Source organism: Caulobacter sp. BP25, assembly GCF_002737755.1.
Classification (GTDB): Bacteria; Pseudomonadota; Alphaproteobacteria; order Caulobacterales; family Caulobacteraceae; genus Caulobacter.
The window spans coordinates 62,389-87,644 of record NZ_PEGH01000012.1; the positions used below are offsets into that span (position 1 = coordinate 62,389).

At 65.9% G+C, this 25,256-nt stretch carries 23 protein-coding genes and 1 pseudogene; 20 read left to right on the forward strand and 4 right to left on the reverse strand.

Annotated elements, in window-relative coordinates; genetic code table 11:
• Positions 1-62: 62 nt before the first annotated feature.
• The 4 genes from CSW59_RS08990 to CSW59_RS09005 all read left to right on the forward strand — a co-directional run bounded on the left by CSW59_RS08990 (position 63) and on the right by CSW59_RS09005 (position 7,083).
• Positions 63-1,715, forward strand: coding sequence for an alpha-L-fucosidase (locus tag CSW59_RS08990; protein ID WP_099443718.1), 1,653 nt, complete (start codon positions 63-65; stop codon positions 1,713-1,715).
• A 164-nt stretch (positions 1,716-1,879) separates the two neighbouring features.
• Complete coding sequence (locus tag CSW59_RS08995; protein ID WP_099443719.1) at positions 1,880-2,803, forward strand: family 43 glycosylhydrolase; 924 nt, start codon at positions 1,880-1,882, stop codon at positions 2,801-2,803.
• Between the two features lie 343 nt (positions 2,804-3,146).
• Positions 3,147-5,708, forward strand: coding sequence for a GH92 family glycosyl hydrolase (locus CSW59_RS09000; protein ID WP_099443720.1), 2,562 nt, complete (start codon positions 3,147-3,149; stop codon positions 5,706-5,708).
• Positions 5,709-5,730: 22 nt separating this feature from the next.
• Complete coding sequence (locus CSW59_RS09005) at positions 5,731-7,083, forward strand: glycoside hydrolase family 27 protein (RefSeq protein ID WP_099443721.1); 1,353 nt, start codon at positions 5,731-5,733, stop codon at positions 7,081-7,083.
• A 60-nt stretch (positions 7,084-7,143) separates the two neighbouring features.
• On the opposite strand, the pseudogene CSW59_RS09010 reads toward CSW59_RS09005, so the two are convergent.
• Positions 7,144-9,668, reverse strand: a pseudogene (locus tag CSW59_RS09010) (ABC transporter permease).
• A 2-nt stretch (positions 9,669-9,670) separates the two neighbouring features.
• On the reverse strand, positions 9,671-10,354 hold the full coding sequence (locus CSW59_RS09015) for an ABC transporter ATP-binding protein (RefSeq protein ID WP_099443722.1): 684 nt from the start codon (positions 10,352-10,354) through the stop codon (positions 9,671-9,673).
• Positions 10,355-10,411: 57 nt separating this feature from the next.
• Between CSW59_RS09015 and CSW59_RS09020 the strand changes: the two genes are divergently transcribed.
• Positions 10,412-11,056 (forward strand): arylesterase, encoded by a 645-nt coding sequence (locus CSW59_RS09020; RefSeq protein ID WP_099443723.1) that lies wholly within the window; start codon positions 10,412-10,414, stop codon positions 11,054-11,056.
• Positions 11,057-11,068: 12 nt separating this feature from the next.
• Here CSW59_RS09020 and CSW59_RS09025 read toward each other — a convergent pair whose 3' ends face one another.
• Positions 11,069-13,090, reverse strand: coding sequence for a phytase (locus CSW59_RS09025; protein WP_099443724.1), 2,022 nt, complete (start codon positions 13,088-13,090; stop codon positions 11,069-11,071).
• Positions 13,091-13,342: 252 nt separating this feature from the next.
• Here CSW59_RS09025 and CSW59_RS09030 point away from each other — a divergent pair, with 252 nt between their 5' ends.
• From CSW59_RS09030 to der, 15 genes are all read left to right on the forward strand, one after another.
• Positions 13,343-13,798 carry a DUF2147 domain-containing protein gene (locus CSW59_RS09030; protein ID WP_099443725.1) on the forward strand — a complete coding sequence of 152 codons (456 nt, stop codon included), beginning with the start codon at positions 13,343-13,345 and terminating at the stop codon, positions 13,796-13,798.
• A gap of 16 nt (positions 13,799-13,814) precedes the next feature.
• Positions 13,815-14,378 (forward strand): 2'-5' RNA ligase family protein, encoded by a 564-nt coding sequence (locus CSW59_RS09035; protein ID WP_369825758.1) that lies wholly within the window; start codon positions 13,815-13,817, stop codon positions 14,376-14,378.
• A gap of 65 nt (positions 14,379-14,443) precedes the next feature.
• Positions 14,444-14,791, forward strand: a complete 348-nt coding sequence (locus CSW59_RS09040; protein ID WP_099443727.1) for an ArsC family reductase — start codon at positions 14,444-14,446, stop codon at positions 14,789-14,791.
• Positions 14,792-14,858: 67 nt separating this feature from the next.
• Positions 14,859-15,575, forward strand: coding sequence for an HAD family hydrolase (locus CSW59_RS09045; protein WP_369825759.1), 717 nt, complete (start codon positions 14,859-14,861; stop codon positions 15,573-15,575).
• A 46-nt stretch (positions 15,576-15,621) separates the two neighbouring features.
• On the forward strand, positions 15,622-15,804 hold the full coding sequence (locus CSW59_RS09050) for a hypothetical protein (protein WP_099443729.1): 183 nt from the start codon (positions 15,622-15,624) through the stop codon (positions 15,802-15,804).
• A gap of 10 nt (positions 15,805-15,814) precedes the next feature.
• A complete protein-coding gene (locus CSW59_RS09055; RefSeq protein ID WP_099443730.1) occupies positions 15,815-16,237 on the forward strand; it encodes a hypothetical protein in 423 nt (140 codons plus the stop codon).
• Positions 16,237-16,749, forward strand: a complete 513-nt coding sequence (locus CSW59_RS09060) for an RNA polymerase sigma factor (protein ID WP_099443731.1) — start codon at positions 16,237-16,239, stop codon at positions 16,747-16,749. Before CSW59_RS09055 ends, CSW59_RS09060 begins: the two co-directional genes overlap by 1 nt.
• Positions 16,749-17,057, forward strand: coding sequence for a hypothetical protein (locus tag CSW59_RS09065; RefSeq protein WP_099443732.1), 309 nt, complete (start codon positions 16,749-16,751; stop codon positions 17,055-17,057). Before CSW59_RS09060 ends, CSW59_RS09065 begins: the two co-directional genes overlap by 1 nt.
• A gap of 117 nt (positions 17,058-17,174) precedes the next feature.
• Positions 17,175-17,561 carry a DUF6249 domain-containing protein gene (locus tag CSW59_RS09070; protein ID WP_099443733.1) on the forward strand — a complete coding sequence of 129 codons (387 nt, stop codon included), beginning with the start codon at positions 17,175-17,177 and terminating at the stop codon, positions 17,559-17,561.
• 30 nt (positions 17,562-17,591) lie between these two features.
• Complete coding sequence (locus CSW59_RS09075) at positions 17,592-18,167, forward strand: RNA polymerase sigma factor (RefSeq protein ID WP_099443734.1); 576 nt, start codon at positions 17,592-17,594, stop codon at positions 18,165-18,167.
• Entirely contained in the window at positions 18,160-18,540 is a 381-nt protein-coding gene (locus CSW59_RS09080; protein ID WP_099443735.1) for a hypothetical protein, read from the forward strand. The genes CSW59_RS09075 and CSW59_RS09080 overlap by 8 nt, the downstream gene beginning before the upstream one ends.
• A gap of 84 nt (positions 18,541-18,624) precedes the next feature.
• Positions 18,625-19,452 (forward strand): 3-methyl-2-oxobutanoate hydroxymethyltransferase, encoded by an 828-nt coding sequence (gene panB, locus CSW59_RS09085; RefSeq protein ID WP_099443787.1) that lies wholly within the window; start codon positions 18,625-18,627, stop codon positions 19,450-19,452.
• Between the two features lie 174 nt (positions 19,453-19,626).
• Positions 19,627-20,388 carry a tetratricopeptide repeat protein gene (locus CSW59_RS09090; RefSeq protein WP_099443736.1) on the forward strand — a complete coding sequence of 254 codons (762 nt, stop codon included), beginning with the start codon at positions 19,627-19,629 and terminating at the stop codon, positions 20,386-20,388.
• Positions 20,385-21,815 carry a PQQ-like beta-propeller repeat protein gene (locus tag CSW59_RS09095; protein WP_099443737.1) on the forward strand — a complete coding sequence of 477 codons (1,431 nt, stop codon included), beginning with the start codon at positions 20,385-20,387 and terminating at the stop codon, positions 21,813-21,815. The genes CSW59_RS09090 and CSW59_RS09095 overlap by 4 nt, the downstream gene beginning before the upstream one ends.
• A gap of 118 nt (positions 21,816-21,933) precedes the next feature.
• Entirely contained in the window at positions 21,934-23,703 is a 1,770-nt protein-coding gene (gene der, locus CSW59_RS09100) for a ribosome biogenesis GTPase Der (protein ID WP_099443738.1), read from the forward strand.
• 3 nt (positions 23,704-23,706) lie between these two features.
• Here the strand turns inward: der and CSW59_RS09105 are convergent, their stop codons facing one another.
• Positions 23,707-25,209 carry a PAS domain-containing methyl-accepting chemotaxis protein gene (locus tag CSW59_RS09105; protein ID WP_099443739.1) on the reverse strand — a complete coding sequence of 501 codons (1,503 nt, stop codon included), beginning with the start codon at positions 25,207-25,209 and terminating at the stop codon, positions 23,707-23,709.
• Positions 25,210-25,256 lie beyond the last annotated feature (47 nt).

Genomic DNA, 25,256 nt, shown 5'->3' on the forward strand with positions numbered 1-25,256 from the left:
TGGTACGCAAGTTCAACAGCGTCGGCGCGAATGACCGATGCGCCCACGGATCGAGGAACGTTATGGGGCCTACAAGACGCGATCTTTTTGGCGGGGTCGCTGCCGCAAGCATGGCCGCCGCGAGCGCGAAGGCCGAGATGTTGGCGCCGCCTGGGTTCGACAGGATCGCCGATGGGCCGTTCAAGCCGACATGGGACTCGCTGAACGCAGGCTACGAGACTCCCGACTGGTTTCGCGACGCCAAGTTCGGCCTATGGGCCCACTGGGGCGCTCAGTGCGTCCCGGAAGCGGGCGACTGGTATGCTCGCGGAATGTATGAGCAAGGCAGCCGAGCCTATGACCATCATCTGAAGACCTACGGCCATCCCGCCGATACCGGTTTCATGGACATCTATCCGCAGTGGCGCGCAGAGAACTGGAACCCTGACGATCTGCTCGATCTCTATGTGAAGGCTGGGGCCAAGTACTTCGTGGCCATGGCCAACCATCACGACAACTTCGACGCTTATGACTCCAAGTTCCACGACTGGAACAGCGTTCGCATCGGGCCCAAGAAGGACATCATCGGAATCTGGGAAAAGGCGGCCCGCAAGCGGGGCCTTCGGTTCGGCGTGTCGAACCACTCGGCGCACACTTGGCATTGGTTCCAGACGGCTTATGGCTATGACCCCGAAGGCCCTCGGCGCGGGGAGCGCTATGACGCCTTCAAGCGGTTCAAGGCCGATGGGCAGGGAACCTGGTGGGAGGGCCTTGATCCGCAGGAACTCTACGGCGGCGCGGTGATGCCTCTGCCGCCTGGCTTCACGAGCATCGCCGAGGCCGACAAGTGGCGCGAGGCCAATGACCGCGTCTGGAATGAGAAGGCGCCGCTGAACAATCCGGCCTTCGTCCGCCAGTGGTACCTGCGCTGCAAGGATCTGATCGACAGCTACAAGCCCGACCTCGTCTATTTCGATAACTACGACTTGCCGCTCGAGCAGGCCGGTCTGGACGTCACGGCGCACTTCTACAACGCCTCCATGCGTTGGCATGGCGGCAAGCTGGAGGCCGTGGTCAACATCAAACCCGGAGATCGCAAGGTTCCTGGTGTCGTCGCCGACGTGGAACGCGGTCTGCGCGCCGAGATCAGCCCTACGCCTTGGCAGACCGACACCTGCATCGGCTCATGGCACTACAGCCGTGAGATCTTCGACAAGAAACACTACCTGCCGGCTGCGGAAGTGATCCACCGCCTCTGCGACATCGTCTCCAAGAACGGTAACCTTTTGCTCAGCGTGCCTGTGCGTGGCGACGGGACGATCGACTCCGAGGAGCGGCGCATCGTCGAGGAGATTGGCGGCTGGATGGGGCGGTTTTCCGACGCGATCTATGGGACCCGCCCCTGGGCGGTCTACGGCGAGGGGCCAACCTCGGTGGCCACGGGCATGTTCAGCGAGGGCAAGCAGAAGCCGTTTACCGCCAAGGACATCCGCTTCACCACCAAGGGAAAGGCGCTTTACGCCATGACCCTCGGGCAGCCCGAGGCAGGGCAGGTGAGTGTCGTCTCGCTGGCTCAGGGCGGTCCCCACGCGCGGCGCGCGGTCAGGCGGGTCACTCTGGCGGGGGACAAGACGCCCTTGTCCTTCCGTCAGGATCGCGCCGGCCTGCACGTCGTCGTGCCTGACGCCGCGTTGCATCCGTTTGGCGTGGCCTTGCGAATCGACGGCGTGCTTTAGTTCATAGCGACTCGCCTCGCCGGTATCGGCGGGGCGCGGATGCTTCAAGAATGACAGGCGGCGTCGGCGAGACGACATGTGGAGTACTGCGTCGGTCTTGCCTACGCCCCCGCCCCCGTCAGCGTCCGCCGCAGCGATGCCAGCGCATACGAGGATTGTGACACATGACCTGGAGAAACATTCTTCGGAGCGGCCTCGCGGTCGCGGCGCTGGCGAGCCTCCCGGCCTACGCGGCCGAGCCGATCACCCCGCGCTTCAGCGCCGATCCGTCGCCGCATGCGTTTGGCGGGCGCTACTATGTGTACGCCACCGACGACGCCTCGAACTCGGGAACCTATTGGGACTCCACGACCTGGCGCCTCTACACGTCCAAGGACCTCAAGCGCTGGGACGACGCGGGCGCCTTCATGGCCGTAACCGCCTTCAAGTGGGCCCGGCCAGACGCCAAGGCCTGGGCGCCGGAAGCCGCGCACCATAATGGTCGGTACTATTTCTACGCGCCCGTAGGCGGCGACAAGATCGGCGTCGCCGTCGCGTCGCGGCCCGAAGGGCCATTCGTCGACGCCATCGGCGCCCCGCTGGTCGACAAGGCGCGCGACGCCAACGCCGGCGCCGAGCCGATCGACCCCCAAGTGCTTATCGACGACGACGGCCAAGCCTATCTCGTCTTCGGCACGCGGGTCCCCAAGATCGTCAGGCTGGGCGCCGACATGATCAGCCTGGCGGGGCCGATCCAGGACCTGGTGATCACCGGCTTTCCAGCCGGCGACCCCAAGAAGAAGTATGGCGAAGCCCCGTTCCTGCATAAGCGGAATGGGCTCTACTACTTCAGCTTCTCGACCGGCTGGCCAGGACAGATCGTCTACGCCGTCTCCACGTCGCCGATGGGCCCCTACGCCTACAAGGGCGTGATCCTCGACTATCGCAAAATCTCGACCAACCATCAGGCGATCATGGAGGCCGAGGGGCGCAGCTGGCTGTTCTATCACGACAACCTGCTGCCCGGCGGCGGCGACCATCGCCGATCCATCACCCTGACGCCTCTGACCTACGCCCCGGACGGCGCGATCAACGAGGTCAAGCCCTGACCATCGGAGCGTCTCCGCAAGTGTGATCCCGCGCCCAGCGGAGCGGGGCGCTTGGGTTGCGAGGCTGAACCACGCTAACGCCTCGCGCTCATACTGGATTGCTGCAAATGGATGAGGTTTTGGTCTGGCCAATCAGTTTTTGCGGGTTGTTGTGATCATCTAATTTTTCGACCTGAAACGCCGGCTTGTGCTTTGAGAAAAGGTCTTCGCTTCGATTGAAGTCGTCGTTGCGGCCTGATACGGGTGAAATAGGTCAGGCCAATTAGGCAGGCGCCGAGCGGCGTGCTCACAGAACGCCGCCGTGCGCCAAGGACCATAGGGCGGATATCGGGAAGAGTTGTCTATGTGGCCACGCGCGCAAACCTTGTTCTGTGTCCTGGCGTTGGCGTTCTCCGCCTCGATCGTCCAGGCCGCCCCCGGATCCGCGCCAAAGAGCGCCTTTTTCCGGCTCCCGGAGCTGTCCGTGGGCCTGGGCAACGACAACCAGGGCGACACGATCCCAGGGCCCACGCGGCCGAACGGCTCCATCCATCCGTCGCCAGACACGCTGAACGCCAGCAACGCGGGCTACAATCCCGCCGAGCCGATTAGCGGCTTCGCCCAACTGCACTCGCAAGGATCGGGCGGCGTGACGACCTATGGGACGTTCCTGCTGTCCCCGCAGGTCGGCGAGGCTGTTTTCGACGAGGCCGCGCACCTGTCGCCCAAGATCGACGAGGTGATGGCCGCCGACGCCTATTCGGTGCGGCTGGTCCGCTATGACACGAAGGTCGAGATCACGCCGGCGCACTATGCTGCTATCTACCGGCTGACCTACCCGAAGACCGATCAGGCCCAGCTGGTTTTCGACGTCACCCGCAAGATCGGCGGTCTCGTGGCTTCCGAGCAGGCCGAGGTGCGCTGGCTACCCGCCGAGCGGCGAATGGTCGGTCACGTCAAAGCCAAGGGTTACTGGAACCCAGCTCTGATCGACATCTGGTTCGTGGCCGAGGTCAGCCAGGCGCCGGACGGCTACGGCGTTTTCGAAAGGGCCGAGCGCAAGGTGGGCGCCAGCGATGGTCGGACCGGTCCGGACGAGCGCTTGGGCGCTTGGCTGACCTTCAGAACGGCTCCCGACAAGCCTGTTCTGGTCAAGATCGCGGTGTCGTTCACCAGCGCCGAGACCGCCAAGGCCCTGCTGGACCGGGACATCCCCGACTGGAGTTTCGAGCGGGTCCGTCGTGAGGCCCAAGCGGCTTGGGACGAGCGCCTTGGGCAAGTGCGCGTCGACGGTATGACGGACGCCCAGGCACGCCGCTTCTACACCGCGCTCTATCACGCCTCGACCCACCCGCGGGACCGCAGCTTGGACCAGCCGGCCAAGGCGCTTGGACGACCAAACTGGGATGAGCACTACACGCTCTGGGACACATACCGGACCCTGTTTCCGCTGATGTCGGTGCTGAGGCCCAGCCTCTACAGCGCCAACGTCAACTCGCTGATTCATACCTTCGACAAGTTCGGCGCGGCCGATACGGCGATCATCGGCGGCCAGAACTATCATGTCGGCCAAGGGGGCGACGAGGTCGACAATGTGATCGGCGAAGCCCTGCTACGCGGCGCGAAAGGCGTGGACTGGAAAGACGCCTGGCGCGTTACCCGCTTCAACGCTTTCGAGCGGCGCCGACCGCGCTATCTGGAGAGCGGCTATTTCGCGGTCGGCGATAGGAGCCCCGAGCCCAACAATCAGCGCGCCAAGTCAGGCTCTTCCACTCTGGGCTTCGCGCTGAATGACTTCTACGCCGCTCAGGTGGCGGCGCGGGCTGGCCACGAGGAGGCGGCCAAGACTCTGATCGCGCGCTCTTCGAACTGGCGGAAGATTTGGAACGCTCAGGCGACCAGCGACGGTTTTTCGGGCTTCCTCATGCCGCGCTACGCCGACGGGCGGTTCCAGGACATCGACCCCAAGCTGGGCTGGGACGGTAAGGTCCACAATAATGTCGGCTACTACGAGGGCACGGCCTGGATCTATTCGTACGGCGTGCTGCACGATCTGCCCAACCTGATCGAGTCGATGGGTGGGCGCGTGCGCTTCAATGAGCGCCTGAACCACGCGCTCGACGCGGATCTGATCGACATCACCAACGAACCGTCCTTCTCCACGCCCTGGCTGTTCCACGATCTGGGGAGGGCGGACCTGTCGTCGCATTGGGCGGGAGAGGTGGCCAAGCACTTCACCGAAACCGCCTATCCGGGCGATGAGGACGCGGGGGCCATGAGCTCCAACTTTGTGTTCAACAGCCTGGGCCTGTTCCCCAAGCTGGGAAGCGACCTCTACTACCTTCACGGGCCGCGCCACGCTCGCAGCGTCATCCGGCTGGAGAATGGCAAGACGCTGGAGATCAAGGCGAACAACGCTGGGGCGGGGCGGCCGTACATCGCGCGCGCCAGCCTCAACGGAAAGCCCCTCTCTGGTCCGTCCGTCTCGCAGGCTCAGCTGCTGGGTGGGGGCGTCCTGTCCCTGAGCATGAGCGATCAGCCCGGCCAGTGGATGTATGACGGTGCGGTGCTGACAGCGCGAGCCGATCAGCCCAGCCTCGTCGATGGAAAGACTTCGACCGTCTGGACCGCCAAGCCCGGTCAGGTCGCGACCTTCATCTTACCGGCCAAGGCCTGCGTGAAGGCTTATACGTTGAGCGTCGGTCAGATCGCCGCCGATCCTACTGGCTGGCGGTTGGAGGGCTATGACGGCAAGGCGTGGTTGGGCCTGGACCATCGCCAAGGGCAGACCTTCGCGCACCGTCACGCCACCCGCGCTTTCGCCCTGACACCCAAGGCCTATGACCGCTTCCGCCTGCGGATCGAGGGCGGCGCTGCGGTTCAGGTCGCCGAGGTCGAGCTGATCGCCGGTGCGACTTGCAGATAGACCTGAATTCAATGGAGTTCGCATGACGTCCTTGAACACCAGCCGCCGGACCCTCCTCGGCGGGGCTGCCCTGCTGGGCGCGGCTCCAGGCGTCGCTCTCTCGAAGCCTAAGGCGCGGAAGACGCCTGCGCTGGCGCCGACGCCACCCATGGGCTGGAACAGCTGGAACAGCTTCGCTACCACCATCACCGAGGCGCAAACGCTGGAGCAGGCCGATATCATGGCGCGCGAGCTGCTGCCCGCCGGCTACGACATCCTGACGGTGGACATCCAGTGGTACGAGCCCACGGCCAGCAGCTATCAATACGCCGCCAAGCCGGTCCCAACGATGGACGCCCATGGCCGTCTGCTGCCGGCGCCCAATCGCTTTCCCTCGGCGGTGGACGGCAAGGGTTTTAAGCCGCTGGCCGACAAAGTGCGCGCCCTTGGGCTGCGGTTTGGCGTCCACCTGATGCGCGGCGCGCCGCGCCTGGCCGTGGAGCAGGGGCTGAAGGTCAAGGGAACCGATATCGCCATCGCCGATATCGTTGATCGGACGAGCATCTGCTCGTGGAACCCCGACATGTACGGCGTCGACATGAGCAAGCCCGGCGCCCAAGCCTATTATGACAGCGTCTTCGCGTTGCTAGCCTCCTGGGGCGTCGATTTCGTCAAGGTCGACGACCTCAGCCGGCCCTATGACGCTCACATGGCCGAGATCGAGGCGATCCACCGCGCGATCGGCCGGACGGGACGGCCGATGATGCTCTCGATGTCGCCCGGCGAGACGCCTGTCGTTCGCGGCGACCACGCCCGCCGCCACGCCCAGATGTGGCGCATCTCGGACGACTTCTGGGACGACTGGAAGATGCTGGACGCGCAGTTCACGCGACTGGAGAACTGGTCGCCCTACATCGGCCAGGGCGGTTGGCCCGATGCGGACATGCTGCCGCTGGGGCGCCTGGCGCTCGGGGAGCGTGACACCAAGTTCACACCGGCCGAACAGCGCACGCTGATGACCCTTTGGTCCATCGCGCGCTCGCCGCTGATCATGGGTGGGGACCTTCGCCATCTCGATGCGCCGACCAAGGCGCTGCTGACCAATCCCGAGGTGATCGCGGTCAATCAGACGTCCAGCGCCAACCGACCGCATTTCGTCGAGGACGGCGTTCGGGTCTGGACCGCCAGGGCCACAAACGGAGATGCTTACGTCGCACTGTTCAACACCGGAGAGAAGGCGCGGGTCGTTGGGGTGGCGCTGGGCCTCCTGGGCCTGCCGGCGAGCGTGCGAGTGCGCGACCTCTGGAGTCGGAGCGATACCGGTCGCGTCCGGGACAGGATCCAGGCGGACCTGCCGTCGCATGGCGCGGCGCTGTATCGCTTGAGCGCGGCTTAGAGGATAAGCGCTCTTATGGCGGCGGCTTGCCTCTTTCGTCCGCTTACACTTGGAGGACGGCTAGTCGCCGCGTAGGACGGGCGCTGGCCGCTGGGACAGCGCTAGACTTGCGGCGATCAGGCCGCCCAGGGTGGTCAGTGACGTCGCGCCCGCGAGCAGCAGTAGCACGCCGCTCCAGTCGACGCTCCAGCTGGCCTCGAACACCTTGACCACGACGGGCCATGCTGCGGCGAAGCCAAGAAGAACCCCGGCCGAACCGGCGATCAGACCGACCGCGCCGTACTCGATGACATAGGCGGCGAGGATTTGCGATCGGGTCGCGCCCAGCACCTTCAGAGTGGCTGCTTCGCGAGCGCGAGCGCGAGCGCCAGCCGCGATCGCGCCGGCGAGCACCAGCAGGCCAGCTAAGCCGGCGACGGCCGCGGCGCCGCGAACCGCCAGGGCCAGCCGGTCGAACAGGGCCGCTGCTGCGTCCAGCTGTTCGCGGACGCTGATCACATTCACGCCCGGAAACGCCTTTCCGAGCGTTCGGGTCAGCGTCGCCTCTTGGTCGCGGCCCATCCGCGCGATCGCGACGCTGCGCAGGTCCGCGCCCTCCAAGGTGGCGGGATTGAAGATCAAGGCGAAGTTCGGCCCGAAGCCACCGAAATCGACCTTTCTGAGCGCTGCGATGCGCGCCTCGATCTCTCGGCCCAGCACGAGAACGGTGATGGTGTCGCCGACCTTCAGGCCGGCGGCCTCGGCGATTTCGACGTTCATCGCGACCTGCGGCGGGCCCGCATGGTCGGCGCGCCACCATTGGCCGGCGACCACGCCGGCGTTGCGGGGCTCCTTGGCAAACAGAGAGAGGCTGATGTCATTGTCGAACGCCCAGCGTTCCGATGGCTTAGTGGCCTTGACGTCGATGGGCTTGCCCTTGACCGCGACGATCCGGCCCGTGGCGAAAGGCATGCGCAGATAGGTTTCGGCATTGAGCGGTCCGGTCACGCTGGCGACGGCGGCGTCGAAAGCTTGGGCGCGGTCGGCGGGAATCTCGGTGAAGACCATGGCGGGCGCGGTGCGCGGGGCGACGTCGCTGACCTGAGCCAGCAAGGCCGATTGGATCAGCACCACGCAGGCCAGAAGGGCGACGCCTAGGCCGATGGCGGGGCTGGCGGTGTGCGCCGCCGAGCCTGGTCCGGCCAGGTTGGCCAGGCCGAGCTTGACAGGTCCGCGCGTGAGGCCGCGCGCGCGTCCCGCCACGAAGGCTGCGGCCCGGCCCAGCGCGGCCAGCAGGGCGAAGGCCACAGCGACACCCGCCATCATGATCGCCGCTGCCATGGGTGTGGGCGCGGTGGCGACGGCCATCGTCGCGAGGCCAACCCCCGCGACGATGGCGCCGGCCGTTTCCACGCCCAGGGGGAGGCGGGCCTTTGGCGCGCGGCGGAACAGCGCCGAAGGCGGCGTGGCCCTCGCCCGGGCCAGGGGAACGAGGGAGAACGCCGCAGCCGCAAGGAGTCCGAACAGGCCGGCTTTTACCAGCGGCCAGGGGTAGATCTTGAATAGCGCGGGGATAGGCAAGCTGGAGCCGGCAAGCTGACCGAGAAGCAACGGCGCGGCGGCCCCAATCGCAAGACCAATCGACACGCCCAGCAGCGCCAGAACGCCAATCTGGATCAGGTGGAGGTCGCGGATCAGGCCGCTGCGCGCGCCTAGCGCCTTAAGAACAGCGATCGCGGGTTCGCGCGTCGACAGATAGGCTGAGACCGCGCCGGCCACGCCGAGTCCCCCGCCACCAGCGAGGCCAGGCCGATGAAGCCCAGGAAGTATTCTAGCTGGTCGATCAGACGGCGCGCGCCCGGCGCGGCGTCGATGCGGTCACGAATCCTGAAGCGCGCGTCCGGGAAAGCCTTCTGGATCGCCTGACCGGTGGCGCGAGGGTCCTGGCCTGGAGGCAGGGCCACGCGGACTGTACGCCCGGACAGACCGCCCGGCGTCAGCAGACCGGAGCGTTCCAGCACATCTTCTCGGATCAGGACGCGGGGCGCGATGGCGAAGCCCCGCGACAAGCCGTCGGGCTCGCTAACCAATCGCGCGCGCACGACAAGGGTCACGGTCCCGGCTTCGAACCGGTCGCCAATCTTGAGATTCAGACGATCCAGCAGCGCCGGTTCGACCGCTGCGCCGGGCAGCCCCTCCTGGTCAGAGAGCGCGGCCGCGAGGCTTGGCGCGCCGTTCAGCTTTACGGCGCCGGCGAGAGGAAAGCGTTCGTCCACGCCGCGCAGGCTGACCAAGCGACGGTCTCCGCTGGGCGCCTGCGCCATGGCTCGGGCGCTGGCGGAATAGGTCGTCGGCCCCAGCCGACCGATCGCGGCGCGTTCCTCTGGTGTGAAGTCGCGGTTCTCGATTGAGAACGACAGGTCGCCGCCCAGGATCTCGCGCGCCTGACTGGCCAGGCCCTGGCGGAAAGCTTCGGCGGTCGAGCCCGCGGCAGCGATCGCGGCGACGCCCAGCGCCAGGCAGGCCAGGAAGATGCGAAAGCCGCGCACGCCCGAGCGCAGCTCGCGCGCGGCCAGACGAAAGGCCAGGGGAAGTTGAAGCGCCATGGTCAGTCTTGGATCCGACCGTCCGCCATCCGCACGATGCGGTCAGCGCGCGTGGCTAGGCCCGGGTCGTGCGTGACCATGATCAGGGCGGCCCCGACCTCGTCCACGAGATTGAACATCAGATCGGCGACCGAGCCGGCGGTCGCACCGTCCAGATTGCCAGTCGGCTCGTCGGCGAACAGCAGGGCGGGACGCGCGGCCAGCGCGCGAGCCAGCGCCACGCGCTGTTGCTCGCCACCCGACAACTGATGCGGATAGTGGGTCAAGCGTCCCGCCAAACCCACGCGCGCCAGCCAGTCCCGGGCGGTGGCGGCGGTGTCGCGCGCCCCAGCGATCTCCAGGGGCGTTGCGACGTTTTCTTCGGCGGTCATGTTGGGCAGCAGGTGGAAAGACTGGAACACCAGGGCCGCGCGACCTCGCCGCAACCGGGCCCGCCCGTCCTCGTCCAGTTTGGCCAGGTCTTCGCCGAACAGCCGTACCGTTCCGGCGGTCGGTTCTTCCAGCCCCGCGCCCACCGCGATCAACGAGGACTTGCCCGAGCCCGAGGGGCCCACGATCGCCACGCGCTCGCCGGCGGCGACGATCAAGTCGACGCCTCTGAGGATGTTCACGGGACCGGCTGCCGAGGGCAGGGTGAGGGTGACGGCGTCGAGGACCAGGGGGGCGTGCGGCTGGACGTCGGTCATAGGGCTTCCTGCAAGGCCGGTCCTTGTTCCGCCGGCGACTGAACTACATAGGAAGACATGAGCTCGACCGCACACCGTTTTCCCAGTCGTCGTCGATTTTTGCTGGGCCTTGGCCTGCTGAGCCAGATCGCCGCCGCACCCAAGCCGCCCGTGGTGACCGTTCTTGGAGACTCCATCACGGCGGGCCTAGGGCTAACGGCGCGCGACGCCATGCCTGCCCAGCTGCAGGCGGCGCTCGCGCGGCGAGGCGTGTCCGTTGTCGTGCGCGCAGCCGGCGTTTCCGGTGACACCAGCGGCGGCGGCTTGGCGCGTGTCGGCTTCAGCGTGGCCAACGACACCCGGGTCTGTGTCGTCGCACTGGGTGGCAATGACCTTTTGCAAGGCGTTGATCCCGCTCAGACCATGGCCAACCTTCGCGGGGTTCTTCAGAAGCTGAAGGCTCGGGGCGTGGGCGCGGTCCTGGTCGGCGTCGCCGCCCCGCCCGCGATTGGCGCCGCATACGCCCGGGAGTTCAACGCGATCTTTCCCAACTTGGCGCGCGAGTTTGGCGTGCCGCTCTACGCCAACATCTTGGCTGGCGTGAGCGGCAATCCCGCGCTTATGCAGAGAGACGGCATCCATCCCAACGCAAGCGGCGCCAAGCGTATCGGTGAAGCCCTGGCCCCGGTTGTCGCCAGGGCCGTGAGAGCGCGCGCGGGCTGAAGGCCAAGGGTATTACAGCTTCAGCTTCGCCGCGATCGCTGACCATGGGACCAGCTTGAAGTTCTGGTGCTCGGGCGGGGCGATGTTGCGGCCATCCTGGGCGACGAAGGCGCCCGCCTCAAGCCCGAAGCCCAGCGGCGTGCTCGTAACCTCCAGACCATCAGTTTCGGAAATGCCGTCGACGCCATTGTCGCCATTGGCGGTGACAGCAAAGCTGCCGACATAGGCGTTGTCGCCCTCCCGGCGGAACACGGCATAGCTGTTGTTGCCCTGGCTGGAGACGACCAGGTAGCCTTTGCCCTTCGGCTGGATGTACAGGCCTACCCCTTCGAGGTCGTCCTTGAGCGCAGGATTTTCGCCGATCCGGGCGATGAGCTTTCGGTTCGAGCCGGCCTTGGCGTCGGCGCCCAGTTTCCAGAGCGCGACGTCCTCCTCGGCGACATAAAGTGCGCCCGTTTCGTCGTCGGCGACGCAGCCTTCGGTCTGGGTGTCGAAGCGGATGTCGCGCACGGGTTGGGCGCGGACCTTGCCGGCTGGTGTGGCGATCAGCTTCCACTGACGGACAAGGCCGTCAGGATCGCTGACGAACACGAAGGTCTCGCCCTTGCGGTCGCGATACATGCAAAGGCCGTAGGGGTCCGAGAGGTTCGTGGCCTGCACGCCGTCCGCCACGCTGGTCAGCAGACGGGTTTCGGGATTGATGATGTAAAGCGCGATCGCCTTGTGCGTCCTGTCGCTGGCCGCCACCAGGGTTACGGCCTTGCCGCCCAGCTTGAATCCGCCGCGCAGGTCGACATTGTTCATCTTGCCGTCGGCCATGTACTGCAGGCGCTTTCCCGACAGGTCGTAGACCAGCATGCCGCCTTTCTTGTCGGTGGCGATGATGGCGCTTTTGGCCGGATCCGTCGGATGGACCCAGATCGCCGGGTCGTCGGCGGCGTCGCCGTCATGATCGACAGGCTCGGTCTCCATGGTGGGGCGGACCAGCGCCAGCGCGCTTGGCGTCGCCTCTACGACGTCTTGGCCGAGCGGCAGCTTCAGCGCGGCGGCGACATCGGCCCACGAGATCAGCTTCGTGTCTCCGCCGCCATTTCGATCATCGGCGATCAGCAGGGCGCCGGCGGAGAAATCCCGGTCGAGGGGCGCGCGAAGGCCAAACAGGCCAGAAGGCTTGGCGATAGCCGCCGTGCCGTTTGCCTCGATCCGGAAGCTCCCGACGAAGCGATCATCGGCGGAGCGATCGTAGACATTATAGTCGCCCTGGTCCGGATTGGCGGCCACCAGGAAATCCGCCGCCTTGCCGCCATTGATGATGGCGAGGCCCTCGACCTCGCCGGCGACTTTGCCGAGTCGATTGATGTCGACGATCGTGGGAACCGGTTCGGCTTCCGGATCTGCGTCGTAGCGCCAAATCCCGACTGCGGCCTGGGCGACGTAGAGCGCTCCGCTAGCGTCGTCGGCGACGCAGAACTTGGCTTCCGACGAAAGACTCAGGCGCCTCACTGGGCGGCCATCCATCTTGCCGTCGGCGGCTTGGAACAGCAGCCACTGATCCAGTTGGCCGTCGCGCCCCATGGCGAAGGCGTAGAGAGCCCCATCGCGGGGGCTGCGATGCAGGCAAACGCCCTCACCGGAGTAGCCCAGCAATAAAGGGCGCGCGTCGATCGCCGCGACTTGGCCGCTCACCTGGTCGCGAGAGAACAGGCGTAGGCGGCCGGCCTGCCGGTCGAGCGCGACGATCAGGCTGCGGGCGCCATCCTCTCGTGCGTCCACGGCGTCGATCTCGCCGCCGGGTACGGCGGCGATGCGGTCACCCCGCAGGCTGTAGAGCTCCAGCCCGCCAAGCTTTCCGCTGGCGACGATGACGCTCTTGGTCGGATCGGTCGAATCGCGCAGCAGCGCCACGCCATTTGCGCCGCCCTGGACGGTGGGTGTCGTGGAGCGGATGACGCCAACTGTCGGCGATGTCTGGGCCAAGACCGGCGCGGCGGCCGCGATAACCAGAAGACCCGCGACCAGATTCAAACGATTCATAGCGTTCCCCCGCCAGGCATGATTTTCCGTCAACGACGGACGACGAACCGCCCTTCTGAAGCAGAATTTCATCAGTATCGTGACGGTGGCGGCTTTCATTCTTCAACAGCGCAGATCCCATCTCGCGTTGAGGCGTTACGCCGGAGCGCTCAATTCGCTGCTGTAAACCGCGAAGGGGCGATATAGGCGTTGTCACATGGGGCTTCAGGCCCGCGTGTACCTGTTACCCGAGCGGCGAAAGGATAGGTCAGTATGAACCGAGCGGTGCTGGGACTTGCGATCTTAGGTATGGCCTTGGCGACCGCGCAGGCGGCCCAGGCGGCCCAGGCGGCCGATCCGACGCCGCCGCGCACGGCGGACCTCTATGGTGTCTGGCGCAATCCCAAGGGCAGCGTTCACATTGAGATCAAGCCTTGTGGCGAGGGCACTTGCGGTAATGTCGTCTGGGCTAACGCCGAAGCCCAGGCGGATGTGCGAAAGGGCAGCAACCGCGAGCTGGTCGGCATGCAGCTGTTGCGTGATTTTTCGCCGACCGGTCCAAGCGACTGGAAGGGCCGGGTGTTCGTGCCCGATTTGAACATGACGTTCTCGGGACAAGTGCGGCTGCTGGATCGCGCGTCGCTGCGCGCCAAGGGCTGCCTGCTGCCAAACTTTCTCTGCAAGTCGCAGGTTTGGACCCGCGTCGACGCCTCCGGTCGCACCTCCTAGGCTTTAAATGATGCAAATGGGTTTGCCGGGGTTCGACCCGCCGACACCGACCGACCGGCTGATGTTTCTACTGTATCCGAATCCGGCCGCCGCCCAGCGGATCGCGGCGGAGGCGCGCCGGCTGCGTGACGTTCTTCAGTTGCGGGGCCAGCCCCTGCAGACCGATCGTTTCCATGTCACCCTGCATCACCTGGGCGACTATGTGGGTCTGCCCGCCGACATCGTGCGCAAGGGCGAGGCCGCCGGCGAGGCGCTGGCGACCGCACCGTTTGAGGTGGTGTTCGACCGCGCCCTGAGCTTCGCGAACCGTCCGGGAAACAATCCATTCACGCTGCAAGGCGGTGAGGGCGTCCAGGCTCTGGTCGGCTTCCAGCAGAAGCTCGCGCTGGAGATGGCCAAGGTTGGCCTGAAGCCGGACAAGGCGTTTGTCCCTCATGTGACGCTTCTCTATGACGCACAGATCGCGCCGGCCCAGACCATTGCCCCAATCGGCTGGACCGTTGACCGCTTCGTCCTCGTCCAAAGCAAGTTGGGTCAGACTCGCCACATCGTGCTGAAGAGCTGGAGCCTCGTCGGCTGAGGTTGGCGGGCCGCCGCCGCTCCTCTAGAGCCTGACGTGACGCGGATTCGCCGAGGAAGACGGCCATGACCCTGACGATGTACGGCATCAAGAATTGCGACACGGTCGCCAAGGCCCGCAAGTGGCTGGAGGACCATGGGCGGGCTTATGCCTTCCACGACTACAAGGCCTCCGGGATAGACCGTTTGCGCCTTGAGGCCTGGGTGGACGAGCTGGGCTGGGAGCCGCTGCTGAACCGCGCTGGAACCACCTTCCGCAAGCTGGATGAGGCCGACAAGCAGAACATCGACCGCGAGAAAGCGATCGGTCTGATGCTGGCGAACCCTTCGATGATCAAGCGTCCAGTCCTCGATCTTGGAGAACGGCGTCTGGTCGGCTTTAAGCCGGATCTCTACGACGCCGCGCTGGGCTAGGCGCGGCGGCTTCGAAGCGCGTCCGATCAAGTTTAGGACGACAAGCTTTCGGGGATCGGTCTATCACTTGGAGGAGCGGCCGCGATCGCGCGGCTTTCAGGAGGACTGTGAGCGGGTGGGGGATAAGGGTGTCTCGCGGTACGAGCTGGTCATCTTCGACTTCGACGGCACGCTGGCCGACAGCGCCGCGTGGATGATGCGCGCGGTCAATCCGATGGCGCGCCGCTACGGGTTCAAGACCGTAACCGAAGATGAGATCGAGATGCTGCGCGGGCGCAGCACGCGGGAAGTCATTCGTTATCTGGGTGTTTCGCCCTGGAAGCTCCCTTTGATCGCGCGAGCCGGCAAGAAGCTGATGGCCGCCGACGCCCATACGATCCCGCTGTTCCCCGAGACGGCCAAGATGCTGCGCGCTTTGCACGCGGCTGGCGTGAAGATCGCGGTGGTCAGTTCCAACAGCGAAGACGTTATCCGTCGGGTGCTGGGGCCGGAGCTCTCCGAACTGATCAGTCTCTATTCCTGCGGCGCGTCTCTGTTCGGCAAGGCCCGCAAGTTCAAGCAGGTGACCGCGCGCGGCGTTTCGCGCGACAAGGTCATCTGCATCGGCGACGAGACCCGCGACATCGAAGCCGCCCGCGCGGTGGGGCTGGATTGCGGCGCTGTTTGCTGGGGCTACGCCAAACCCTCGATCCTGGCCGAGCACCGGCCTACGGTGTCGTTCAGCTCAATGTCGGAAATTATTTCGTACGTGGCTGCATCCAACGCCCGGGCTGGCGGCGACTAACCTTCGACAGCGCGGATGACCGCGCTGTGATCGAAGGAATGACGCCATGGCCTACGACCTGTTTCGCGACTTCTGGTGGCTCCTGTTCCCGCTGAGCTTCATGGTTCTGGGCGCCTTCCGCGCCTGGCTGACCTATCGCGCCCGGCGCGAGGTGATGACTGTTCTGCGCGATTTAGCCGCGAAGGGCCAAGAGCCTCCAGCCGCTCTGCTGGCCCAACTGAACCGCTAAGGAGACGGGGATGTTCGAGGATCTTTTCCGCCAATTCTGGTGGCTGCTCTTCCCGCTGGCCGCGTTCGTCTTCGGCGCCTGGAAGAACTGGCTCGACTACAGGGCCAATCAGGCGATGCTGGATCTGATCAAGACATACGCCGCTTCGGGGCGTGAGCCGCCAGCCCAGCTTTTGGCCCGGCTGGACAGGCGTTGGCGCGACTTCGACGAACAGGACGAGGATCGTCCGCGTCATGGCTTTCGTTGGCGCCGCGAACGCACTTGGTACCGCGTGGTCCTGTTCGGCATGCTGAGCAGCGGGTTCGCTTTCGCGGCCGTCACCAATATCTACGGCGCGGGAGAAGCTTTCACGATCGTAGCCTTTGTTCTGGGCTCGATCTGTGTGGCCACGCTGGTCCAGGTCCTGCTGGATCGGAATGGGCCGACCGTCTGATGGACGCCGCGCTCGTCAGACAGGCGCGCGCGGGTTCCCAGGCCGCTTTCGCCCGTCTCGTGGCGATCCATGAAAAGCCTTTGCGGGGCTTTCTTCGCAAGAGCGGCTGGATCGACGCGGACGATATCGCTCAGGAGGCCTTCGTGGGCGCCTGGTCTGGGCTCCACAAGTTGCGCGACGACGACGGGTTTCGGGCCTGGTTGTACGGCGTGGCCTGGAAGAAGGCTCTCTCCCAGAAGCGCGGCGCTCAGCGCGCGGCGGCTCGGGACGAGGCTTGGCGCGGCGAGCAGGAACTGGAAGCCACCGCCGAGGTCGGCGCGGAGGATCGCTTGGCGCTCGAGGCCGCCCTGGCGACCTTGACCGAGGATCAGCGGGCGTGTGTCACCCTTTGCCTGGGCCAGGCTTGGTCCCACGCCGAGGCGGCCGATGCGCTAGGGCTTCCCCTCGGCACCGTCAAATCGCATGTTACCCGTGGCCGCGAGCGGCTACTTTCGGTTCTAGGAGGCGCTTGATGAGCCCCGACGATCAACTTTCCGCTTTCCTGGGGGAGACACCCAGGCAGAGCCGCGCTGATCTCTTCACGCTCGAAGTGATCAAGCGCGTCGAGCGTCGGGCCTTTTTTTCGCGCCTGGTGGTTGCTGCTGGCTGGGCGGCCGTTCTGGCCGTGGTCCTGTGGGCCTTCGCCCCGGTGCTTGATCTGGCGGTAGCCAAGCTCGCGCCGGCCCTGGCGCCGACGGCGACGTTGCTGGCTTTCGTGGCGGCGATCCTCATGATCTGTGGATCATCGGCTTGGCGTGGGACGGGTCTTTTCCCGCGTTAAGCCCGCCTTACGAAAGTTTCATCCCGGCGGGCGCCTCCAAACAGAGCCGTGAACGCCTCTTACTTGTGAAGGCGGCGCTTGGGGGCGTCGCTCCACGAAATCCAGGAGGATTGAGTCATGGGTCCTGAAATCATTGTCCCGATCGGCGCCTTCGCCATGGTCGTCGCCATCGTCGTGCTGCCGTTCTACTTCAAGAGCAAGGAGCGTCGCGAGATGCAGGCCACGGTCCGCGCCGCCATCGAAAAGGGCCAGCCCCTTCCGCCCGAGGTCATCGAAACCCTGACCAAGAGCGTCAAGCTGCCGCCCAGCCGCCTGCGCGACCTGCGCACCGGCGTCATCTGGCTGGCCGTGGGCATCGGCGTGGCGCTGGCCACTTACTTCGGCGACTTCCTCGATGGGGATGGTGACTTCGACGGCTTCGCCATCGCCAGCATTCCGGCGGTGATCGGCGTCGCCTACATCGTCCTCAGCTTCTTCAATCCGAACAAGGAGCCGCGGGTCTAGCGCCCGGAGCCTTGGGAGGGGCTTGAAACCATGGGCGCTCAAAGCCCGCCAACCGGTCACGATATCGAACTCGCCGCAAAGGCGGCGAGCGGCGATCGTCAGGCCTACGGAGAGCTGGTCCGGCGTCATGGTTCCGCTGTGCGCGGCCTGCTGCGGCGGCTCGGCGCCGACTCAGCGACGGCCGACGACCTGGCCCAGGACGCCTTCATCACCGGCTTCGAGCAGGTGGCGGAGTTCCGGGGCGAGGGGACCTTCGCCGGTTGGATCAAGAAGATCGCCGCGCGGCTCTATCTGAAGAAGGTCAAGCGCGAGGCGCGATTGATCTTTTCGGACACGATCGAGCCAGCGGAGGAGCTCGGGGGGCGGGACGCGTCGGGAGACGCCGCTAGCCGCATTGACCTCGACGACGCGCTCAAGGCGCTCTCTCGCGGCGAACGGCTCTGTGTCTCGCTCTGCTACGGGGCCGACTGGTCCCACGCCGAGGCGGCCGAGGCCTTGAACCTCCCGATCGGCACGGTCAAATCCCATGTCAAACGTGGTCTGGATAAACTCCGGGCGAAGCTCGCCCGACCCGAGGAGGGGGCGAGGAGGGAAGCGCATGGCTGAATCCGATTTCGAAGCCCAGTTGACCCGTCTGTTCGCCGAGCCGCCGTCATTCCCGGACGCGCCGCTGTTCAACGCCGAAGTCGCCGCCAAACTCGACCGAGGCTGGGCGATGAGACGACTATTCATCGGCGGCGCGGGAACCGTGGCGGGCCTTTTCGGCGCGTTCCAGATTCTGTCCACGCGCTTCGCGGACGAGATCGCCCAGCTGTCTCGCAACGGGGGTCACAATCTCGAGGCCGAGTACAGCGTGGGTGTCGCCAAGATCAATTCCGTGCTGACCACGCCCGCCAGCGCCGAGGCGGTTTGGCTTGCGGCGGCCTTGGCGGTGGTTGCGCTGGCCTTTGTCGTAACGCGTCTCGTCGAGGAGCTTTAGGCGGCTTATCGTTGTTCATGTTGCGGCGCGGCGCGATCCGGCCCACAAACGGCGCCCAATCGCGTTGCTTGAGGAGCGTTGGTCCTGTCCGCTCACCGTGAAGAGACGGTTCGCCGTCTGGCTGCCCCTGACATCGCCGCCCGCAAGGGCGGCAAGCCGATCGTATGCCTGACAGCGTACACGGCCCCCGTGGCGGCCGCGCTCGACGACGCCTGCGATGTGCTGCTGGTCGGCGACTCCGTCGGCATGGTCGTCCACGGCCTGCCCAACACCGTCGGCGTGACCCTGGATATGATGATCCTGCACGGCCAGGCGGTCATGAGGGGCTCTCGGAAGGCGATGGTCGTGATCGACATGCCGTTCGGCTCGTACGAGGCCTCGCACGAGGAGGCCTACGCCAACGCCGTGCGGATCATGAAGGAGACCGGCGCCCAAGCTGTGAAGGTCGAGAGCGGGCCGACGGTGCCCCAGACGATCGCCTACCTGACCCAGCGCGGGGTTCCGGTGATGGGTCATGTTGGCCTGCGTCCCCAGGCTGTGCTGCTGGAAGGCGGCTTCAAGGCCAAGGGCAAGGATGAGGCCGGCTGGCTCAAGGTGCTGGAGGAGGCGCGTCTGACGGCCGAGGCGGGCGCCTTCGCGATCGTGGTCGAAGGTGTCGCCGAGGGCCTGGCGCGCGAAGTGACCGAGGCGGTCGGCGTGCCGACCATCGGCATCGGCGCCTCGGCGGCGTGCGACGGTCAGGTGCTGGTAGTCGACGACATGTTGGGCCTGTTCGACTGGACCCCGAAATTCGTGCGCCGCTACGCCGATCTCAAGGGCGAAATCCAGCGTGCGGCGGCCCAGTACGCCCGCGACGTGCAGGACCGGAGCTTCCCGGGCGAGGCCGAGACCTACTACGCCAAGAAGGCCTGACCCCTCATGACCGATCGCAAAGCGGCGGGCGTTGCGGCAGGGCGCGGCACGCTATAGGTTCGCCGCCTCGGCGAGCGGCCCTTCGTCCGCCACAATCTGTCTTAAACCAGCGATGTCGGCCCGGTTCGTGCGCGACGTCCCTTGGCCTCACCGCCTGTTCTGGAGCCTCGTTTCGTGGTCGATGTTTTTGACGAAGTCGAAGAACAGCTCCGAGCGGAGCGCTACAAGTCGCTCGCCGCCAAGTCTTTGCCCTGGGTCATCGCGGCGGTCGCCGCGGCCGTGATCGGCGTTGGCGGCTATTGGGGTTGGAAGTCCTATCAGACCAGCCAGGCCGACAAGGCGTCCGAGGCCTACCAGGCCGCGCTGGAGACCGCCCAAACCGCAGGCCCGCTCAAGGCGTTCGGCCAGTTCAAGGCTGTCGCCGACGGCGACGCGCGCGGCTACAAAGCCCTGGCGCTGCTGCAGATGGGTGACATCCGCATCCAAGAGAACAAGGCTAAGGAAGCCGTCGCCTATTTCGACGAGGCCGCCAAGGCCGCGCCCGATGCAATCCTTGGTGATCTTGCCCGCCTCAAATCCGCCTTCGCGCTGATGGACACCGCGTCCTACAAGGACATTGAGTCGAGGTTGACGCCTTTGGCGGGAGAAAAGAGCCCTTACCGCGTGTACGCCAAGGAAGCCCTGGCCTTCGCCAAGCTTCAGGCTGGCGATGTCGCAGGCGCGAAGGGCGATTTTGTGGTGCTCGCCAATTCGCTGGACAACACGTCTGATGAAGTCCGCCAGCGCGCCCAGGCCGCGATGCAACTGATCGACTCAGGCACGGCCAAGGATTTGGCCGCAGCGGTGAAGGCCGCCGCCAGCTTGCCGGCTATGCCGCCTCTCGGCCAGCTGCCGTCCACCGTGGCCCCTAGCGCCGCCCCCAACGCCGTTCAATGAGCCGCCTTATGATGTCCAAGCGTTCCGTCGCCCTGGTGGCGCTGATGTCGGCCTCCGTGGTCGTCAGCGGCTGCTCGACGGTCTCCAAGCTCAATCCGTTCAACAAGGACGACGAGAACAAGAGCACCGCCAGCCAAGGCCAGCGCATCTCGGTCATCGCCTTCGATCAGAAGGTCGAGGCCAACGAATCGTTGAAGGGCGCTGACTTTTTCCTGCCCGATCCGGTCGCCCAGACCGAATGGCGCCTGCCGGGCGGCAATCCTGAGCAATCCGTCGAACACGTCGACGCGGGCAAGGCCTTCGAGGTCGCCTGGAAGCGCGGCTTTGGCAAGAAGGGCGGTCGCACGTTCCACGTCACGGCCCCGCCGGTGTCCGCCGGAGATCGCATCTACGTCATGGACGGCGCGGCCGAGGTCGCGGCGCTTGACGCCAAGACCGGTTCGACCGTGTGGCGCAAGGACCTGCGTCCCGCTGCGGGCCCGACTCTGAAAGGCGGTTTCCTGGGCTTGCTGCCCAAGAAGAACGACCGCCTGGGATTTGGCGGTGGCCTGGCCCTTGGGCCTGACAACAAGCTGTACGTCGCATCGGGCTACCGTTTCGTGGCCCAGATCGACTCGGCCACCGGCGCTCTAGGCTGGACGCAGCAAAGCTCGACCCCGATCCATGCCGCGCCCACCGTCGTCGACGGCCGGGTGTTCGTGGTCTCGACTGACAACGAACTCCTGACCTTCGACGCCGCCACCGGCGCGCCGGGTTGGACCTATCAGGCGCTCAGCGAGCCGGCGCGCATCCTGGCCGCTTCCACGCCCGCCGTCAGCGGCGACACCGTGGTCGCTGGCTTCGCCTCGGGCGAGTTGGTGGCCCTGCGCGCCGCCAACGGCAACGATCTTTGGAACGAGGCGCTGAGCCGCGCCAGCCGCACGAACGCCCTGTCGGAAATCCGGGACATCCCTGGCCGTCCGGTCATCTACAAGGGTGATGTCTTCGCCGTCAGCCACTCGGGCGTCTTCGCCGCCACCGACCTGCGCACGGGTCAGGCCCGCTGGAGCCTGCCGGTCACCGCCATCACGACTCCTTGGGTCGCAGGCGATGTCGTCTATGTCGTGGACAAGGCTGGCCAGGTCATCTGCGTCTCGCGCGAGAGCGGTTCGGTCTATTGGATCCAGGACCTCAACAACACCGAGTCCCTGACCAAGAAGCAGAAGAAGAAGCGCGCCAAGCGTCCGATCCTGTGGTCGACGCCGATCCTGGCCAATGGCCGCCTGATCACGGTCTCCAGCCAGGGCGAGGCCGTCGCGCTGAACGCCAAGACCGGCGCCAAGGAAAAGACCCTCAAGATCGGCTCGCCCGTTCTGATCAACCCGATCGCGGTCGGCAACATGATCTACGTGGTCACGGACGACGCCGAACTGGTCGCCATCCGCTGATCCTTCGGCCCTTTCGCGGGGGCGGAAAGACAATCAAACGCCTTCGGGCCCGGGACGGTGAGAGCCGGCCCGGGCCTTCGCTTTTGCGAAGAGGGCCAAAATCGACTACTGGACGCCTATGCCTTTGAAACTCGCGATCGTCGGCCGGCCCAATGTGGGCAAGTCCACGCTGTTCAACCGTCTTGCCGGCAAGAAGCTGGCCATCGTCGACGACCAGCCGGGGGTGACCCGCGATCGTCGCTACGCCGACGGCCGCTTGGGCGACCTGGACCTGCAACTGATCGACACCGCCGGCTTCGAGGACGTCGCCGACGAGAGCCTGGAAGCGCGCATGCGCGCCCAGACCGAGCTGGCGATCGAGGAAGCCGACCTCTCGCTGTTCATCTACGACGCCCGCGAAGGCGTCACGCCCTTGGACGAGGTGTTCGCCACCCTGCTGCGCCGTCGCGGCAAGCCCGTGATCATCGCCGCCAACAAGGCCGAGGGTAAAGCGGGCCAGTCGGGCATCGGCGAAGCCTACAAGCTGGGTCTGGGCGAGCCGATCCCGATCTCGGGCGAGCACGGCGAAGGCATGGCCGAGCTCTACGCCGCCATGCTGGCCGCCGTGCCCGAAGACCAGTATTCCGACGACGAGGATGACGAGGACAAGCCGATCCGGCTGGCCATCGTCGGCCGTCCGAACGCCGGCAAGTCCACCCTGATCAACCGCCTGATCGGCGAGCAACGCCTGCTGACCGGTCCCGAGGCCGGCATCACCCGCGACTCGATCTCGGTCGACTGGGTCTGGGGCGACAAGAAGGTCCGCCTGGTCGACACCGCCGGCCTGCGCAAGAAGGCCAAGGTTCAGGAGAAGCTGGAGAAGCTCTCCACTCAGGACACCATCCGCGCCATCACCTTCGCTGAGGTCGTGGTGCTGGTAATGGACGCCACCCATCCGTTCGAGATCCAGGACCTGCAGATCGCCGACCTGACCGAGCGGGAAGGGCGGGCGCTGGTGTTCGTCCTGGCCAAATGGGATCTGATCGAGGATCAGGCCGGCACCCTGGCCGCGTTCCGGGAACATGCCGAGCGGATGCTGCCCCAGGTGCGCGGCGCGCCGGTGGTGGCGCTGTCGGGTGAGACCGGCAGCGGCGTCAACAAGCTGATGCCGGCCGTGCTGAAGATCCACAAGGACTGGTCGACCAAGGTCAAGACGCGAGACCTGAACGACTGGCTGCAGATGGCCATGCAGCGCCACCCGCCGCCCGCCGTCAGCGGCCGCCGGGTAAAGCCGAAATACATGGCCCAGACCAAGGCTCGCCCACCGACCTTCGTGCTGTTTTCCAGCCGCGCCGACCAGATGCCCGATCACTATCGGCGCTATCTGATCAACTCCCTGCGCGAGAGCTTCGACCTGCCGGGGGTGCCGCTGCGCATCACCATCAAGTCGGGCGCGAACCCCTATGCCGACGGCGAGGCCAAGGGCCACAGCGGCCGTGGCAAGCGCGAGTTCGAGCGGCGCGAGCGCGAGGAAGAACGCATCCGCGCTTCCCGCAATACGGTCAAGAAATCCAAGCGCCTGGCCGACGAAGCCGCCGCCAAGGCTGCGGCGGAAGCAGGTCTGCCCGATCCGACGCTGAAGCAGCCCGTCAAGAAGAAGGCTCCCGCCGCTCCGAAGGCCGCCCCAAGGGGCGCCGCCGGGGACGCGCCGCCCGCCGAACCCGGCAAGGCCGCCGTCAAATCGGTGAAGGCCAAGGGGCCCCGCGTTCAGAAAAAGGTCTCGACGACGCCAAGCTACAAGGTTGGCGTCAAGTCGGCCGGCGGAAAGGCCGGAGCGCCGCGCAGGCCAGCAGCGGGCTCGCGAACCGTGCGCGGCAACACGGGTCCAGGACGCCCCAAGGGCCGATAAACCCTAGAACTCTTCCCACTCGGCGGCCGGAGCCGTGGCGGCCGCTGCGCCCGGGCGGGTGAAGGCGCGAAGGCGGGCCTGCTGCTCGGCCACGGGGTTGCGCGCGGGCGCGTGACGCTCCGCCTGGGCGGGCTCAGGACGAGCGCTGCCCACCTGGAAGCGTGACACCTGCCGCGTCAGGTCCAAGGCTTCGGCTCGCAAGGTGGCCGAGGCGGTGTTGGCCTGCTCGACCATGGCGGCGTTCTGCTGGGTCACCTGATCCATCTGGTTCACCGCAGCGTTCACCTCGTTGAGACCGAGCGCTTGCTCCTGGGACGAGACGGCCATATCGCGGATCAAGCTGTTGATCTGCCCGACCTTGGCGACGATGCCTTCAAGCGCCTGACCCGTATCGTCAACGAGGCGCACGCCGCGCTCGACCTGGGCCGTGCTGCCGGCGATAAGGGTCTTGATCTCCTTGGCCGCTTCGGCGGAGCGTTGCGCCAGGGCTCGTACCTCCTGCGCGACAACGGCGAAACCTCGACCGGCTTCACCCGCCCGCGCGGCTTCGACGCCTGCGTTCAGAGCCAAGAGGTTGGTCTGGAAGGCGATCTCGTCGATCACGCCGATGATCTGCGTGATCTGACCCGAAGACTTCTCGATCTCGCCCATGGCGGCGACGGCCTCGCGCACGACCTCGCCAGAGCGGTCTGCTTCGGCGCTGGCGGTCGCTGCGGCGTCAGACGCCTGTTTGGCGCCCTCGGCGCTACGCTTGACTGTGGCGGTGATCTCGTCGAGCGCGGCGGCGGTCTCCTCCAGGCTGGAAGCCTGCTGCTCGGTCCGCTTGGCCAGGTCGTTCGAGGCGCTGGCGATCTCGTTCGAGCCATTCTCCATGCTGCGCGCCGTCTGGGCGATCACGGCCATGGCGTCCTTCAGGCTTTCGATCGCAGCGTTGAAGTCCTGCTTGAGCTGCGCATAGCGACCGTCTAAAGCGGCGTCGATGCAGGCGGTCAAGTCGCCCTGGGCCAGGCGACGCAGGCTTTCAGCCAGAGCAGACACGACCATGTCCTGCTCCTCATGGGTCTGCTTGCGTTCGGCCTCGGCGCGTTGACGCTCCTGCTCGATGGCGGTGATGTCGATGGCGAACTTGATGACCTTCGACGGACGGCCGTTCTTGTCGAAGATCGGATTGTAGGAAGCCTGTATCCAGATCTCCTTGCCGCCCTTGCCCACGCGGCGGAACTTGGCCGACAGATACTCGCCGGCGTTCAAGCGCCGCCAGAACTCGCGATATTCCGTGCTCGACGCGTAGGCAGGGTCGACGAACAGGCTGTGGCGCTGGCCTTGGATGTCGCTCAGGCTATAGCCCATCGTATTCAGGAAATTCTCGTTGGCGCTAAGGACCACGCCGTCGAGATTGAATTCGATAACCGCCTGGGAGCGTTGGATGGCGTCGACGACGCCCTGCAAGTCGGCGAGCTTGTTCGAGGCGTCGCTGTCTTGGCGATTGAAGGAGAACAGCGCCATCGTCGCGCCCCTGCTGCATTGAGATGAATGTTCTCAGGTGTCTGACG

Excerpts from the sequence above, each read along its gene's own strand:
- CSW59_RS08990 (WP_099443718.1), top strand. The coding sequence starts at position 63 with ATGGGGCCTACAAGACGCGATCTTTTTGGCGGGGTCGCTGCCGCAAGC.
- CSW59_RS08995 (WP_099443719.1), top strand. The coding sequence starts at position 1,880 with ATGACCTGGAGAAACATTCTTCGGAGCGGCCTCGCGGTCGCGGCGCTG.
- CSW59_RS09000 (WP_099443720.1), top strand. The coding sequence starts at position 3,147 with ATGTGGCCACGCGCGCAAACCTTGTTCTGTGTCCTGGCGTTGGCGTTC.
- CSW59_RS09005 (WP_099443721.1), top strand. The coding sequence starts at position 5,731 with ATGACGTCCTTGAACACCAGCCGCCGGACCCTCCTCGGCGGGGCTGCC.
- CSW59_RS09015 (WP_099443722.1), bottom strand. The coding sequence starts at position 10,354 with ATGACCGACGTCCAGCCGCACGCCCCCCTGGTCCTCGACGCCGTCACC.
- CSW59_RS09020 (WP_099443723.1), top strand. The coding sequence starts at position 10,412 with ATGAGCTCGACCGCACACCGTTTTCCCAGTCGTCGTCGATTTTTGCTG.
- CSW59_RS09025 (WP_099443724.1), bottom strand. The coding sequence starts at position 13,090 with ATGAATCGTTTGAATCTGGTCGCGGGTCTTCTGGTTATCGCGGCCGCC.
- CSW59_RS09030 (WP_099443725.1), top strand. The coding sequence starts at position 13,343 with ATGAACCGAGCGGTGCTGGGACTTGCGATCTTAGGTATGGCCTTGGCG.
- CSW59_RS09035 (WP_369825758.1), top strand. The coding sequence starts at position 13,815 with ATGGGTTTGCCGGGGTTCGACCCGCCGACACCGACCGACCGGCTGATG.
- CSW59_RS09040 (WP_099443727.1), top strand. The coding sequence starts at position 14,444 with ATGACCCTGACGATGTACGGCATCAAGAATTGCGACACGGTCGCCAAG.
- CSW59_RS09050 (WP_099443729.1), top strand. The coding sequence starts at position 15,622 with ATGGCCTACGACCTGTTTCGCGACTTCTGGTGGCTCCTGTTCCCGCTG.
- CSW59_RS09055 (WP_099443730.1), top strand. The coding sequence starts at position 15,815 with ATGTTCGAGGATCTTTTCCGCCAATTCTGGTGGCTGCTCTTCCCGCTG.
- CSW59_RS09060 (WP_099443731.1), top strand. The coding sequence starts at position 16,237 with ATGGACGCCGCGCTCGTCAGACAGGCGCGCGCGGGTTCCCAGGCCGCT.
- CSW59_RS09065 (WP_099443732.1), top strand. The coding sequence starts at position 16,749 with ATGAGCCCCGACGATCAACTTTCCGCTTTCCTGGGGGAGACACCCAGG.
- CSW59_RS09070 (WP_099443733.1), top strand. The coding sequence starts at position 17,175 with ATGGGTCCTGAAATCATTGTCCCGATCGGCGCCTTCGCCATGGTCGTC.
- CSW59_RS09075 (WP_099443734.1), top strand. The coding sequence starts at position 17,592 with ATGGGCGCTCAAAGCCCGCCAACCGGTCACGATATCGAACTCGCCGCA.
- CSW59_RS09080 (WP_099443735.1), top strand. The coding sequence starts at position 18,160 with ATGGCTGAATCCGATTTCGAAGCCCAGTTGACCCGTCTGTTCGCCGAG.
- CSW59_RS09095 (WP_099443737.1), top strand. The coding sequence starts at position 20,385 with ATGAGCCGCCTTATGATGTCCAAGCGTTCCGTCGCCCTGGTGGCGCTG.
- der (WP_099443738.1), top strand. The coding sequence starts at position 21,934 with ATGCCTTTGAAACTCGCGATCGTCGGCCGGCCCAATGTGGGCAAGTCC.
- CSW59_RS09105 (WP_099443739.1), bottom strand. The coding sequence starts at position 25,209 with ATGGCGCTGTTCTCCTTCAATCGCCAAGACAGCGACGCCTCGAACAAG.